The 14564-nt window shown below is 48.7% G+C and carries 13 protein-coding genes and 1 tRNA gene; 7 read left to right on the top strand and 7 right to left on the bottom strand.

The features are described 5' to 3' along the window. The first annotated feature begins 26 nt into the window (after positions 1 to 26). From ACN0YH_RS05780 to ACN0YH_RS05765, 4 genes are all read left to right on the top strand, one after another. Entirely contained in the window at positions 27 to 509 is a 483-nt protein-coding gene (locus tag ACN0YH_RS05780; protein WP_417378610.1) for a hypothetical protein, read from the top strand. Positions 510 to 698: 189 nt separating this feature from the next. Then, entirely contained in the window at positions 699 to 2240 is a 1542-nt protein-coding gene (locus ACN0YH_RS05775) for a sulfatase (RefSeq protein WP_417378609.1), read from the top strand. A 178-nt stretch (positions 2241 to 2418) separates the two neighbouring features. Further along, on the top strand, positions 2419 to 2853 hold the full coding sequence (locus ACN0YH_RS05770) for a hypothetical protein (RefSeq protein ID WP_417378608.1): 435 nt from the start codon (positions 2419 to 2421) through the stop codon (positions 2851 to 2853). Positions 2854 to 3025: 172 nt separating this feature from the next. Next, positions 3026 to 4129 (top strand): acyltransferase family protein, encoded by a 1104-nt coding sequence (locus ACN0YH_RS05765; RefSeq protein WP_417378607.1) that lies wholly within the window; start codon positions 3026 to 3028, stop codon positions 4127 to 4129. A 2-nt stretch (positions 4130 to 4131) separates the two neighbouring features. Here ACN0YH_RS05765 and ACN0YH_RS05760 read toward each other — a convergent pair whose 3' ends face one another. After that, positions 4132 to 4563, bottom strand: coding sequence for a carboxypeptidase regulatory-like domain-containing protein (locus ACN0YH_RS05760; RefSeq protein WP_417378606.1), 432 nt, complete (start codon positions 4561 to 4563; stop codon positions 4132 to 4134). A gap of 142 nt (positions 4564 to 4705) precedes the next feature. After that, a complete protein-coding gene (locus ACN0YH_RS05755) occupies positions 4706 to 5659 on the bottom strand; it encodes a DUF1559 domain-containing protein (RefSeq protein WP_417378605.1) in 954 nt (317 codons plus the stop codon). 542 nt (positions 5660 to 6201) lie between these two features. On the opposite strand from ACN0YH_RS05755, the gene ACN0YH_RS05750 reads away from it, so the two are divergent. Continuing rightward, positions 6202 to 8253, top strand: coding sequence for a PEP/pyruvate-binding domain-containing protein (locus ACN0YH_RS05750; RefSeq protein WP_417378604.1), 2052 nt, complete (start codon positions 6202 to 6204; stop codon positions 8251 to 8253). A 42-nt stretch (positions 8254 to 8295) separates the two neighbouring features. Here the strand turns inward: ACN0YH_RS05750 and ACN0YH_RS05745 are convergent. The 5 genes from ACN0YH_RS05745 to ACN0YH_RS05725 form a co-directional block, all read right to left on the bottom strand. Continuing rightward, a tRNA-Leu gene (locus ACN0YH_RS05745) sits at positions 8296 to 8377 on the bottom strand. 131 nt (positions 8378 to 8508) lie between these two features. After that, positions 8509 to 9036, bottom strand: coding sequence for a UvrB/UvrC motif-containing protein (locus ACN0YH_RS05740; protein ID WP_417378603.1), 528 nt, complete (start codon positions 9034 to 9036; stop codon positions 8509 to 8511). Positions 9037 to 9153: 117 nt separating this feature from the next. Beyond that, positions 9154 to 9537 carry a CoA-binding protein gene (locus ACN0YH_RS05735; protein WP_417378602.1) on the bottom strand — a complete coding sequence of 128 codons (384 nt, stop codon included), beginning with the start codon at positions 9535 to 9537 and terminating at the stop codon, positions 9154 to 9156. A 2-nt stretch (positions 9538 to 9539) separates the two neighbouring features. Further along, positions 9540 to 10532, bottom strand: coding sequence for a DUF6807 family protein (locus ACN0YH_RS05730; protein ID WP_417378601.1), 993 nt, complete (start codon positions 10530 to 10532; stop codon positions 9540 to 9542). Positions 10533 to 10645: 113 nt separating this feature from the next. Continuing rightward, positions 10646 to 12142 carry a Gfo/Idh/MocA family oxidoreductase gene (locus ACN0YH_RS05725; protein WP_417378600.1) on the bottom strand — a complete coding sequence of 499 codons (1497 nt, stop codon included), beginning with the start codon at positions 12140 to 12142 and terminating at the stop codon, positions 10646 to 10648. A 284-nt stretch (positions 12143 to 12426) separates the two neighbouring features. Here ACN0YH_RS05725 and ACN0YH_RS05720 point away from each other — a divergent pair, with 284 nt between their 5' ends. Further along, positions 12427 to 13359, top strand: coding sequence for a bifunctional riboflavin kinase/FAD synthetase (locus ACN0YH_RS05720; RefSeq protein WP_417378599.1), 933 nt, complete (start codon positions 12427 to 12429; stop codon positions 13357 to 13359). A 75-nt stretch (positions 13360 to 13434) separates the two neighbouring features. Next, positions 13435 to 14433: a DHH family phosphoesterase gene (locus ACN0YH_RS05715; RefSeq protein ID WP_417378598.1), complete on the top strand. Its 999-nt coding sequence runs from the start codon at positions 13435 to 13437 to the stop codon at positions 14431 to 14433. Positions 14434 to 14564 lie beyond the last annotated feature (131 nt).

Below are 14564 nucleotides of genomic sequence, written 5' to 3'. Positions count from 1 at the left end.
TTATTTCGGAAATGTTAAGGATGGGAATGAATCAAATTCGGTTTTCGGTCATTTTTCTGATGGGTGTGTTTTTCATTTCCGGTTGTGGGCGCTCCGCGTCTCCGCCGAAGGCAGTGCCCCCGATGAGTCCCGAAGAAGCCGCACTTGACATCGTGACAGCCATTTATACGATCAGCGCTGAAGTAAAGGAGAAAGTGCCTCAGAACTGGGAAGATCTCGAAATCTATGCATCCAGTTTGCAGAACCCCGCGCGGCAGAACGCTCTGGATGCAATCAAGAAAATTAAAGGCCTGAACTACAAGGTTACCTGGGGCATTGATAGGATGGGGCTGAACGAACAAAATGCCAATGCGAACGAGTATGTTATCTTCGAATCTCCGGATGGTCATCTGAAATCTACCTATGGCGGTGCGATTCTGAAAGAGGATCCAGCCGAAGACAAAGGGGAAATGAAACTGGAAGAAACGGAGTCGGGCGAGGAGCATACTGAAACCACGACCACTCAATAATTGAACGAGTTACCGACTATCATATTTTTCAACCAGCGGAAAACTCATTCGATCAAGTAATAGACTGTGTCCAGTTTTACTGTAGCGTCTCCAGGGCTATTTGAACCGAGTATAATAGTATGAGAGACGCTATGGTTAAATGTGATGCGCTCTAGAAACAACTAACAATTCCTGACAACGGGTGAACTCATGCGACTGATTTCTCTGATGTGCTTACTGTTCTGTGCCCTGCCCACTCCGGCTTTCGCTGCCGATTTAAAACTGGAAAAGATTGCAGGAGCGAAACCCAAAAACGTGGTCTTCATCCTGGCCGATGATCATCGATATGATGTAATGGGTTTTCTGGGACATCCGTGGGTGGAGACCCCGGCAATGGATGCGCTGGCGAAAGACGGTGTATACTTCAAAAATGCAATGGTCACGACATCACTCTGTTCGCCGAGTCGTGCATCGATCTTAACCGGTCAGTATATGCATAATCACGGAGTTGTGGATAATAATGTCTCGGCGAAACCGGGCACGGTCTTCTTTCCCCAGTATCTGCAACAGGCAGGCTACAAGACCGGGTTCTTCGGAAAATGGCATATGGGGGGGCACTCGGATGATCCACGTCCCGGTTTTGATAAATGGATTTCCTTTCGCGGCCAAGGCCATTATTATCCGCCGGAACATCTGAAAAACTGGTCGTTGAATATCGATGGTAAATCGGTACCCCAGAAAGGTTATATCACGGATGAACTGACGGATTATGCGATTGAATGGCTGGATGATACGGTCAAGCCGAGTGGTAAACCGTTCTTCGTGTATCTGTCCCATAAAGGGGTGCACGGGATGTTCCATCCGGCGGAACGACACGCGGGCCGCTACAAAGACAAGTCAATGCCGATTCCGAAAACGATGGAGAACACCTCGGAGAATTACTTTAACAAGCCGATGTGGCTCAAGAATCAGCGGAACAGCTGGCATGGTGTCGATTTCGCCTATCACCAGGATACGGACATCGAAGAACATTATCGCCTGTATTGTGAAGCACTGCTGAGCGTCGACGAATCGATTGCCCGCGTGCGGAAATGGTTGAAAGACAACGGTCTGGCTGAGAATACGCTGATCATGTATATGGGGGACAACGGATTCCAGTGGGGCGAACATGGTCTGATCGACAAACGGACCGCCTATGAAGCTTCAATGCGTGTGCCTCTGGTCGGGGTGTGCCCCGGTCTGTGGAAACCAGGAACCGTCATTAATGAAGTGGTTGCGAATATTGATATTGGTCCGACTATTCTTGCAGCGGCGGGTTTGAAGACACCGTCTCAGATGGATGGTCAAAGTTTTCTGCAACTGGCTGCCGGAAAGATGCCTGCGAAAGACTGGCGACAGAATATTCTGTATGAATACTACTGGGAATACAATTTTCCCCAGACGCCAACCACATTTGCGCTGCGAACTCCGCGGTATAAATTCATTCAATACCATGGTATCTGGGATATTGACGAGCTCTACGATATGGAGAAAGATCCCCATGAAGAGCATAATCTGATCTTCGACAAGAACCAGCAGCAACGTATTAAGAAAATGCGTGCGGACCTGCATCAGATCCTTGAGAAAGCAGATGCCGACCGGGTTCCCTTCAGTCACAAACGTCGGATGGGGGCTAACCTGCGTCTCAAAAGTGGTTCAAAGCCAGCAGATTTCAACGACAAGCTGATGCGGGAGAAGGACGCTAAAAATTAGTTCTTTGCTATACACTGTATTTATATTCCATGAATAGCCATTTTCATACGGGTGTGATTCTCAAAAAAAGATTGTCAGCCTCCTTTTCATGATTTAAAATATCCCTCAGGAGACTGTGGGCCCATTCGTCCTGGCATCTGTGTTTTCAGTTTGATGTACCAGAATAGGGGGAACGGAAATGAAGGAGTATTATTTTAACGAACAACGCACCGAGTTTCAGAAATGTCCCGGCTGTCAGGCGGACATTGAACTGGATGCAGTACAGTGTCGATTTTGCGACTGCAACATGACTGCTGTGGAAGAGGAATCAGAGACGGAGTCATTATCGCTTTCCAGTCCTGATTCAAATGAATCGGCCAGTGGCATTGCGGTCATGCTGGTTTTAAACATTGTAGTGAGCCTGGCTGGTGTTTTTGTCACTTCGGCGGATCGACATCCAGAAAAGCCATCCTATGATCATGAGTTTCGGCTGGCGGAACAGGAACGTGACTATGCCACAAACTTGTTTCATAAGCAGCATTCCCCGGCCGAGGATCGAATTGACGCGCGATCAGATCGAAACGCTGTGACGGAATCCAGGAGTTCCAGCAGGCATAAACCGCAGCGGTACTAAATGGTTTCGCAAAAAAAAACAGTAGATTTGATTCGATAAACCAATCTGTCGAACAGAGCTGGCTTTGCGCAATGAATCGGGATTCGATAATTTATCTTGACAGACTGGGAGACTTCAGAGACAGTTCGAGGAGTATTTTTACCGTTATTATGGTTCTGCCTCGGGACAGAAAATGGATTCGCTGCCCCTCGATCACCCGCGTTTGAAAAAGAATAACTTCGATCTGATTCGTTTACTGCTGGCGTCAATCGTCTGTCTGGTGCACGCTTATGAAGTGTCCGGCTTTGGTCAACTGTCCACTCTAGCGGGATTTTTGTCATCAAAGGTAGCCGTTCAAGGTTTCTTTGTGGTCAGTGGTTTTCTGATTGTCATGAGTTATGAACGCTCTTCTTCTCTGAAATCGTATGCCAGCAAGCGAGTGCGAAGGATCTACCCGGCGTATTTCACAGTGGTTATGTTGTCAGCCGTTTTTCTGGTATTTGTCAGTCAGAAACCGGTTCAAGAGTATTTCTCACTGGCTTGGCTGGAGTATCTGGCGGCGAACCTTGCCTTTCTGAATTTCCTGCAACCTACTTTACCGGGGGTTTTTGAAACGAATCATTTTAATGTCGTCAATGGGGCGCTATGGACGCTCAAAGTAGAGGCGATGTTTTATATTGCCGTGCCGATCCTGGTCTATTTCTTAAGACGTTTCCCCAGGTTGCCGATCCTGATGCTCGTTTACCTGATTTCGATTGCCTATAGCGAACTGCTGCTGTCAGCTTCAGCCAGTACGGGGGTGGAGTTCTACTCGCGTCTGGCGCGGCAACTGCCGGGACAGTTGTGCTTCTTTATGTCGGGGGCAGCACTGTTTTATTATTTGAAGTTCTTTGAGCGACATCTCAAACAATTTGTAATGGCGGCGGCTGTCATTCTTGTGGTTGACTGGTTTGCGCTTCCCCTGCCATGGTTGCAGCCGGCAGCACTGGCGACACTGGTGGTCTTTTTCGGGCTATTTCTCTATGCAGGAAATTTCGGAAAGTATGGAGATTTTTCCTATGGCGTTTATATACTGCATTTCCCCATTCTACAGTTACTGCTGAACTCAGGCTGGTTTGTAGGACACCAATGGCTGTTTCTATTGACCACCATCAGCCTGACCGCGGTAGGGGCGTTCCTCATGTGGAATCTGGTTGAGAAACGCTTCCTGCTACGTAGCAGTCATTATGTCGCTGCGGTTGAGTCTCGGGAAGACCAGCTGACGGTCCGGCAGCCAGCCAGTCTTTCAGCCGAGTAATGCTATTTTGATTTCAAATCGAAGTTGAAACTGTTATCACCTTCTTTGACCTCAGCCGTCAGCTCGGATTTGTCATTATATTTGGCGGGAACCAGTTGCATTCCTGCGTCTTCCGGATCATCTGGCATTTTAATGATCATCACCTTATGGGATCCCAGTGTGGCTCCAGAGGCATCAGAATTGTATTCGAGGGTGTAAGAACCATCTGTCTCAGTGGATGCTGAGGATGCGCGCCGTCGTGCTTTCTCAGTGGCCTGCTGCGGTTCAAAAATAATCTTGGCATTACTGAGGGGGGCACCATCCATTGTAACGACGCCTGTTACCTGCGCGAGATCGGGGATGGGCTCTCCTTCAGCCCCACAGCCTGATACTGTTAAGATTAAAAACGCAAAATAGACTGCGTGAAATCGCTTGGAAATGAATACATTGAGCATGATATAAAAAATTCTTAATCAAGAAGTGTGCAAAAACTGAAAAATTCTGCAGGCGGACAATCAATATAAGCAATACCGCGACGGCAATCAGCCAGCGCGGTATTGCAGACGATAGATAGTAGGATCAAGAGATACCAGTCGGTTAGAATTCCGGAACGATCTCTCCGCCTCTGATAGAAATCAAAGCAGCTACAACACCGACACGGTCGACATTCTCACTGACAAATCTCACGGATCCATCAGCCAGCAGCACATGCGCCCCACCGACATGGTGGCTGCCTGCTCCCCACGCATACTGTTTGTTATTTCCATCATAGTTGTAGTTGATGGCATAGGATGCCGAACCAGGCAGAATAAAAAATGTGTGCGTAGCTGCATTCCAGTACGGTCCGTAGCTGGTCGAAGTTTTGAGCAGTTTTGTTTCACAGAAGATCATCGTGTTACTTGTGCCATCGGTGATATCTCTGAACTTCGCAGCACCGTTGGGGCCGAGTGCTCCTTTTCTCGCATCGACATTGGCACCCCAGCTTCCGCCGCCTCCTCCGGTCGTGTAGTTCACAACTCCGTAGCTTGTGCGCCAGCCCGGATTTACAGTATATGCTCCTGCGGACGTTACGGTATTGGATGGGTTTCCTGGATCAGATGGGCAGAGAAACACGGGGACGGGTGATTTTACGATCGAGTATTGATCAGAGGGGGAGCTTGTTGCAGTACCACTGCAACCAGATCCGTGATTTGCAGAACCACTGGAAATACTCCAGTTATACTGATTATAGATGTTGGCCTGATCAATAAATGGCAGGATCATCTGATAGCAGGTGTGATTAAGCAGAATGCTGCTGGCGCCATTGACGCCATCACAACTGGAAAAGCCGGCGTTGATGGCAGCTGGTGGGAACACGCGGTGTGTGTCATGGTAGTTATGTAGTGCCAGGCCCATTTGTTTCAGATTGTTTTTACAGGTGCTGCGGCGGGCTGCTTCGCGGGCCTGTTGAACTGCAGGTAACAGCAGTGCGATTAAGATGGCGATGATCGCGATCACCACCAGAAGTTCAATCAGAGTGAAACCGTGTTTCCGTGATTTGAGAGTGCGCATGAAAGTGCCTTTTTCATAGAATGAGAATAACGAAATAGAACTCAGAAGAATGGACGTGGCTGAAATTTCGTTAATGGGAGCGCACAACTAGCGAAATCAGATTTTGCTGCTGCTAAGTAAAGAATTCTTAACAGAGCTAACTAATTATGTGGGGGGAGTGAAGGTCCCACAAGGTTATTGATTAATAAATCTAATTATATAGTGGAGTTTTTCATCGAAAATTTTGATCCATCAAAAACTGATCAGGTAACATTATGTATACAAACAGCTTAGGGTTGAAGCAGTAATACTGACTGGGTGATATTCTCACTGAATAAAACATTTTCTTAATTGATCAGAGGAACCAGGATGCCAACTGGAATACTCACACGTACTTTTCCTCCAGTGACAGCGAGTAATTAATCAATTTAATCTCACAGGGAAAACCGATACGTGAGAAACCGGGAAATCGTTAACATTTACAAATCAATTCGTTAATTCCCAGCTGATTCTAAATTAAGTTTTTCTGAAACTGACATCCAATAATTTAAATAGGGATAAAAATGGAGCGCCTTATTTATCAACTCTCTGAACTGGATTCCTCTTTTGTTACGGAAGCGGGAGGGAAAGGAGCTTCCCTGGGAGAGCTGATGCGGGCACGTGCGCCGGTTCCCCCTGGCTTTGTTGTGACGAGCTCGGCCTTCCGTTCTTATTTTTCTGCGAGTGAGATCCAGCAGACGCTGCAGGAAACCATTCAGGCGTTGAATGACAATCAGATTGAATTTTCTCTAGCACATCAGCGCATTCGATCTTGTATTGAAGCAGTTGAAGTGCCGCTTGAAATCTGTGAAGCAGTGCAGATCGCATCGCGCGAATTAGCTGCACCGCGCGTTTCAGTCCGGTCCAGTGCAACCTGTGAAGACAGTGCCACCAGCGCCTGGGCAGGACAACTTGAGACATTTCTGGATGTCACTCCAGATGAAGTAATTGAAAAAATCCGGAGTTGCTGGTTATCTCTGTTTAGCGAGTCTGCGTTAGCTTATGGTGGTCGACATGGATTTTCGACGGGTGAAATTTCAGTAGCAGTGGTAGTGCAACAGATGGTGCAGAGCGAAATCTCTGGCATTGGATTTTCAGTACATCCCGTCACACAGGAACCAGAGATTCAATTAATCGAAGCCTGCCTGGGGCTGGGGGAAGCGATCGTTTCCGGGCGTATCACTCCGGATCAGTTTGTTGTCGAGCGGGGGTCCCGTCAGATTCTGGAATCAATTACCGGTGATCAGAAAGAAGCATTGTGGATCGGCGCGGGTAATTCGAAACCAGTCTGGCAGGATCTCGATGGTCGAGGCAGACAACCGAAAATCACTGAGCAACAGGTTTCCGAGTATTCCGCTTTGCTGAACCGGTTGCACGAGCATTACGGTCATCCCATTGATACCGAATGGGCTATTCAGAACGGGAACTTTCAGGTTTTACAGGCGCGGCCGATCACGACCCTGGCGCCGGAATATAATAAGCGGCTGTTTGATGAATCGCAGGGATGGCAGTTCTGCGTTCGTCGTCCGTTTTTCCTGCTGGCTGCCTCCATACTACCTTACTGGATGGATGCGAAACACGCGGACAATACGCTGGGAGCACATCTGAATGAAGCGTTGCTGATTCAGGATGAAACCGGAATGATGAATATGTTTTATCCGGAAAGTTCCAGCGAAGCGTTTCTGGATCGCATCAGTGATCTGTTTCAGAATGATCGTGAGCAACTTCTCCGTATCTTAAGATATGGGCTTGGAATTTATGCACAGGCACCACCAGTCATCGAACAGGGTTTGAGTGGATTTGAGAACCTGGCAGAACTCGAAGACCTGTTTGCTGATATCGCCCAGCATACGACGGTATTTCCTGCCTGGGTTCTCATCTACATTGAAGCCTGTCAGATTGATGACCCTGAAGTGCGGTCTCTGGCAGAGCAGATTCGTTCCCATTCTCTGTATCCGGTGATCGAACGAAACATCCTGCAGCCTCTGGCTTCTCAGGCAGCAGAGCAACTTGGTTTCCCAGAACCGGATTGCGCCTGCGAATTGATATTGTGGAGTGAGTTAAAATCAGGAACCGTGACGCGCGAACTGCTGGAATCCCGTTACGAAGCAATCAGGGAGGGCAAGCGGTTCATTTTTCAGGTCATTGATGGTGAGGAAACTTTTCACCTGGTTTCTCAGACCGGATATTTGCTGACTCGGTTGGCGAAGCAGCGTAAACTTCAGGTCCGCACCAACGAAAACGAGCTGGCAGGACAAGTCGCGTGGCCGGGAATTTTTCAGGGGCGGGCGCGGGTGGTGCTCAGTCTGGATGCACTGGGACTGACAGTCTCGCCTGATGAGGTTCTGGTTTCGATTCAGTCCAATCCGGCATTGATGCCTTTATTGCAGCAGTGTGGTGCGATTGTAACTGATGATGGCGGCATTGCCTGTCACGCTGCGATTCTGGCGCGGGAATTGAAAAAACCGACCTTGATTGGCACGAGAGAAGCAACGATAAAAATCCAGACTGGCGATTTGATCGAAATAGACACTTACGCTCAGGTCGTGCGAATTCTGGAGAAGAAGCAATCTTAATAAAAAAGCACTGATACCAGGCAGGCATCAGTGCTTTTCAAATGGGGATGACAGGACTTGAACCTGCACGCCTTGCGGCACTAGATCCTAAATCTAGCGTGTCTGCCAATTCCACCACATCCCCGGATGGATTTTCTTTCAGTGGGAATACTAACGATTTCCCAGAGTTGATACAAATCGGAGGAGAGAAAAAGTCTGACTTTCAGTGGGATTCCCGAAGATTTCTTTTCTCACATCTTCCAAGTCTGGGTCGGGTTATTCTGTTGACGGGTCAGTCTCGGTTGATTCTTTTTCTTCTTCCTGTTCCAACTTTGAAATCTGATCGCGGAGCGAGGCGGCGGTCTCATAATTTTCCTCAGCCACCGCGGCTGTCAACTCCCTGCGGAGCTTGATCAGATTGTACTGCTGCTGGCTGGACGTAGGAGCCCGCTTGGGAAACTTGCCAATATGTTCACAAGCGCCATGAATGTTTTCCAGAAGCTGAATTAGCGGTTCGCGGAACGCGATGTAGTCATGTGGACAGCCCAACCGCCCTTCACTGCGAAATTCCTGGAACGTGATCCCGCAATTGGGGCATTCCAGTTCCTCGTCCAACTCCAGATCCTGTGAATTCAGTTCGATCAGTGTGGCTTCATCCTGCGGTTCCCACTCATCAGAGGGGGCTTGACCGCTGATATATTCCTGGAAATGTTCTTCGCAGAAATGGAGCGCCTGTGCCTGCCCGTTTTGAATTTCGGTCAGGTGGTAGACGGCGGGTTTATTACAGACTCTGCATTTTTTCATGATCGAAACTTTTTGGATAATGGACTGATGAGGTTTTCCTGAACAGGAAATGTGCCACCTCTACCCTGATTCTATACAAACCGGTAGCGGGGCTCAATCGCGATTCCCCATTTGATTTCAATCCGGATGAGCAGACGGCGATTCGCCGATATCAATGATGCTGCAGGCCTGGATAATATTCAAGCCCAGTTCACTGGCCCGCTGGAGTAACTCAGGACTTTCGCTGCCCGGATTAAACCAGACTTCATCGGCTCGTCTGTCACGAATTTCTTCCAGTAAGCCAATTCCTATGTGAGGTGGGACATACACGCTGATGCGATTCAGGTGCACTTTGGGAATCTCGGCCAGATTAGTATAGGCTGAGAGGCCTTCAATGTTCGATTCTGTCGGATGAACCGGGAAGACTTCGTAACCCTGTTTTAAATGCGCGCGGACCGACTTGTTACCGTATTTCTGTCGGTCCGCACTGGCTCCAATGATGGCGACTGTCAGTTTTGACATGCCTAATCCTGTTTTTTCAAAGAAGAGACAAACTCGTTATAATGTTTCTGAACTTCCGCCTGGGTAGGAGTTTTTCCTTCACTGACAATGACCCGGTACTTCATTTCCAGAGGTTTGCTTTCATCGAACTTTGTATCAAAGAAAGCACCGAAGCGCCCATAGGGACGCTCGGAATAGCGAGATGGTTTGGGCACGCTGGGATCTTCCAGGTATTCAACATTGTAGCGTGTACCATCGATTTCGTAGGACATGGCAAACCAGCCCAGGTTGATATGACCATTGGGATCTGTTTTATCAGAGACCTGAAATGGAGCGGGTTGCTGGGGGAATCCTTCAGGTCGGACATAAGTTGCATTATTGGATTCGGCAACGTCTTGTGCCGCACGATACTGGAAACCGGCATGCTGTCGGTCCCCATCGAGTATAATTTCGCCGCGTTTGCTTTCCAGTTGGGTCTGCCAGTCGATCTGCCAGGCAGGGAGTTTAGAGTTGGCGACTTGAATCGGTGTGACAGTCACTGTGCGAGTTTCAATGATCACAGGTTTTCCCTGGGCATCTTCCCAGCGGATTTCGGAAGTCATCGTGCCCTGTTTGGGGCCCCCTTTCATTTCCAGTATTTTTTCATGTCGCAGATGTGCGCCATTCTTACAATGCCAGAAATCGAGTTCTTTTCCTTCAAATTTGGTTTTATTCCAACCGACGTACAAGCCGCGGTGGTGCGTATATTTTCCACCGGGACCTTTGGTAATCACCGCCTTGCTACCAGGTCCGTAGACATGGTGAAAAACCTTGTAGGTATCGTGAAAACTCTCTTTCGATGAGTCGTCATAGGGATAGACATATTGCAGGACAGGATTTCCGTTAAAGTACAGATCAGCCACTTTCTGTTCCGGCTGATCCTTCCAGGTGAATCCAGAGTTTTCACTGGCATTCACGCCTGCTGTCAAATAGATGAGGCACAGCAGGACGAGGGAGTGGGCAGTAAGACGCTTCATAACTGGTTCCATGCAAATAAATGTTGAGAGGAGTCTTGATTCAATAAGGATGACTCGTAAAAAATCCCGTATTCCAAGCAGGAATACGGGATTTGAAGAGTCAGTTACAGGGATTAACCTGCATTGGAATTAGGATCGTTTTTGGGTGGTTTGCCATCGACCCAGGGACCGGCGAGGGTCATATAGCTGGGTTCTTCCAGCACGCTTCCTTTATCGCCGGCTTTCCAGCCTGGAATGTGTTTGGGTTTCTGCCGTGCTTCTGACATGGCTTCCCATTTTTTCGACCAACTGCCATCGCCATCTGTAATGGCATGGGTGTCGGCATCGAAGTGGTAGACCTTACCATGACGATAGCTGTTTGATCCCATGTTGACTACGGCGATCGCTGCAGCACCCAGATCAGGCGGGTTGTTACATTTGCTCTGATCATTGGCCTGCATCGCTTCAACCCAGTTCTTGAAGTGAGCGTAGGTCGTGTCTTTAATCTGAGCGACATCGATCCGCTGCTGTTTCAGAGAGCTGTCTCGCGTGACCTGAGGTCGTTCGGGAATGAAATCATATCCGTCGAACCCTTCACCGTTACCAAAGACAAACGAACCATTGTGTCCGCGGATGATCTGTTTGATGCGGGTTTCCTGGTTACACATGGTGGCATTCACCAGTCCCTGGACCCCTTCATTGAAGTCAGCAGCCACAGTCGCCACATCGGGGACATCGCGGCCGTCGTATTCCAGATACAGACCCCCTGCCCCGACAACACGACCGGGATAACGCAAGCCGGTTGCTTTGAGCATGGCCGTGGTTCGGTGGACGAACAGGTCAGTAAACATACCGGAGCCGAAAGGCCAGAAGCGACGCCATTGTGCGTAGACAGCACGGTCAAACGGCTGATATTCAGCCAGGCCTTCTTTGGTTCCGAGCCAGAGATTCCAGTCGATATTCTGTGGGTTCATCTCTTTTTTCAGAGCATAGTAACGCCACTGACCCATGGAAGAGTTGCGGAAGTATTCGGTCTGGAACTGGAGCACTTTGCCCAGTTGTCCATCCTGCAGGCGGGCTCGCACGTCATCCCACACAGGGAGGCTGGTGGACTGCACACCGACCTGCATGATTTTGCCAGTCTTCTTCCAGGTTTCTACGACCTCTAGAGCCTCTTCGACTTTCTTGGTCATTGGTTTTTCGCAGTAAACGTGCAGACCGGCGTTCATGGAGTCGATGGTCTGCTTGGCGTGCCAATGGTCGGGAGTTCCGATACAGACGGCATCCAGTTTCTCTTTTTCGAGCATGTCGCGGTAATCGACGTAAGCCGCTACGTCATTTCCCAGCTCTTTTTTGATATAATTGGCAGTGCGGTCACGATGTTCTGAATAGACATCAGCGACGGCAACCAGTTCGATGTTCATGCCATCTTTTTTCAACTGAACCAGCTTTTTCACGTGGGCACCAAATCCACGACCACCAGGGCCGATAAATGCGATGCGAATTGCTTCATTGCTGTTTCCGGCTCCGAAAGCGGGGGCGGAAGCCAGTCCGGCGATCGTGCTGGCAGCAACGGCCGTCGTTCCTGATGTTTTCAGGAAATCTCTTCGATTGATGGGGCTTTGATCCATTTCGTTATCTCCAGTGATATAATAAAGTGTGACTGTTACTGGATGGTATCAATGGTCGGTGATACCAAATGCGTTTCAGGTTCGCAGGCGCGTACCTTCAAGCGCTTATGGGGGAAGGAGAAGGAAACTGCTTTCCCTACGCTTAATAGTAGCAATATTGTGGGCCTAATGGTACTTATCACTCTACATTTTCTGGATTGTTGCCGATTCAACTGATACAGCCAGAACTGGGTACCGGCCAGAGTGTTTTTCTAAATAAAGACAATAAATTGTTGGGTTAAGTGGTGTTAATACGTGGATTAGCAGGTTTTGACGGATGTCAGGGAGGCATGGTCTCAATTGGTAACTTCGATGGAGTGCATCGAGGGCATCAGTTGATGATTCTAACATTAGTTCAGCATGCTCGAACACAAAAAATACCCGCCATTGTTTTTACCTTTGATCCCCACCCGATTCATCTATTGCGGCCCGAACATGCTCCCCCAGAACTAATGACGATTGAACAACGCGCGGAGGTTCTGCAAGGACTGGGCGTGGATTGTGTGATTGCTTATCCCACCGATCGTGCGTTATTGAATCTGACCGCGGAAGAATTCTTTCAACAGGTCCTGTGTGAGCAACTACAGGCCAAAGGCATGGTGGAAGGTCCCAATTTTTACTTTGGCAAAAACCGTGCAGGAGACGTTGCTTTATTAGGTCAATTGTGTGATCAGGCGGGAATGTTTTTTAAAGTGGTTGAGCCAACCGTTTGTGGTTCGCGCATGATCTCTTCGTCTGAGGTTCGTAAATCCATTCAAGCGGGAGAAATAGGAGAGGCAACCAGAATGCTGGGACGCCTCTATCAGATCTCGGGAACGGTTGGCCATGGTGCCGAACGGGGGCGTATGCTGGGGTTCCCGACCGCGAATCTTATCGATATTAAAACGCTGATTCCCGCAGATGGTGTGTATTGTGGAGTCGGGGAGATCGCAGGTCGACAATACCCGGCTGCCATTCATATAGGGGGGAATCCCACATTTCAGTCTGATGAGACCAAGGTCGAAGTGCATTTGATTGGTTTCTCGGGTGATATTTACGGGAAGAAACTGCAGGTCCAGTTTCTGGATCAATTGCGGGGAACTCAGACGTTTGCCGATGCGGAAGCACTCAAAACACAACTTCGGATTGATGTCGAATCAGCAAAAAAGCTGGCCAGTCAATGGATAGATTTACTTTAATGCGCTAAGATGGCATGTTGATAAAGCGATAGCATTCACGAGAAGTAGCTGGAATTCACAGAGCAGGAAGAATGAATGAGTACGATTAACTGGGCCCCCCTCTGTGAACTGATTCATGCACATCAGAAATTTCTGCTCTCCTGTCATGTCCGTCCAGACGCCGATGCACTTGGCTCGGAACTGGCGCTGGCCTGTTTTCTCAGGGAATTGGGAAAAGAAGTACGGATCATCAATCCTTCTGCTCATCCCAAGAGTATGGATTTTCTGGTTCAGGAACATGAAGTCCGTTATGTTGGTGATGGAGTTTCAACGGCAGAATTTGAATGGGCCGAAGTACACATTGTGCTCGATACCAGCGCCTGGTCTCAACTGCCTGGACTGGCTAACTTTTATCGTAAAACGGATTCCAAAAAAGTCATCATTGATCACCATGTCAGCTCAGATTCCCTGGGAGCGGAAGAATTCAAAGACGTCACCTCCCCTGCCACTGGCTGTCTGGTGTATGATCTGGGACGTGCTTTGAACTGCAGCCTTAATCCTGAGATCGCGACATTGCTGTATGCAGCGATTGCCACGGATACGGGCTGGTTTCGATTTCCTTCCACCACCGCCTACACCATGCAGATTATCAGTGAACTGATCAAAGCAGGGGCTGAACCACATCAGATTTATGAGCTGCTGTATGAGCAGAACAACTTACCTCAACTGAAACTGATGGGGCGTGTTTTGGGGCAGGTGCAGACTGACTTTGATGGTCTGCTGGCTTATACGGTCGTCAGTTGTGAAGACTTCAGCGCGACGGGCACCACGCCCGTTGATACGGAAGGGCTCGTTAACTATTGCCTGACACTTGCGGGGACCCAGGCGGCATTTATTGCTGTAGAACAGCGTAGTCGACAGGTGAAAATCAGTTTTCGCAGCCGCACCGCATGGGATGTTTCTAAAGTTGCCGAATCATTCGGAGGTGGTGGACACCGTCAGGCTTCCGGTGCAATGTTAAACGGCCCCCTCTCTTCCGCTGTTACAAAAGTTCTCGGGAAATTTCGTGAGATGTTTGACACTCTCGAAAAGTAAGAAACAGTCCTCCGTCTCTTTGTGCTGTTTTGCCGAAACTATTTTCCTGAATTGATTGCTCTTGGCCTAAGCCTGTTATAGCATAAGTGATACCTATTAATATCCGGCTATCCATTTTGACTTAGAGGGTT

The sequence above is a fragment of the Gimesia sp. genome (assembly GCF_048262075.1).
Classification (GTDB): domain Bacteria; phylum Planctomycetota; class Planctomycetia; order Planctomycetales; family Planctomycetaceae; genus Gimesia.
Note: the sequence above shows the minus strand (reverse complement) of the source record. Positions and strands in the feature narration are given on the sequence as shown.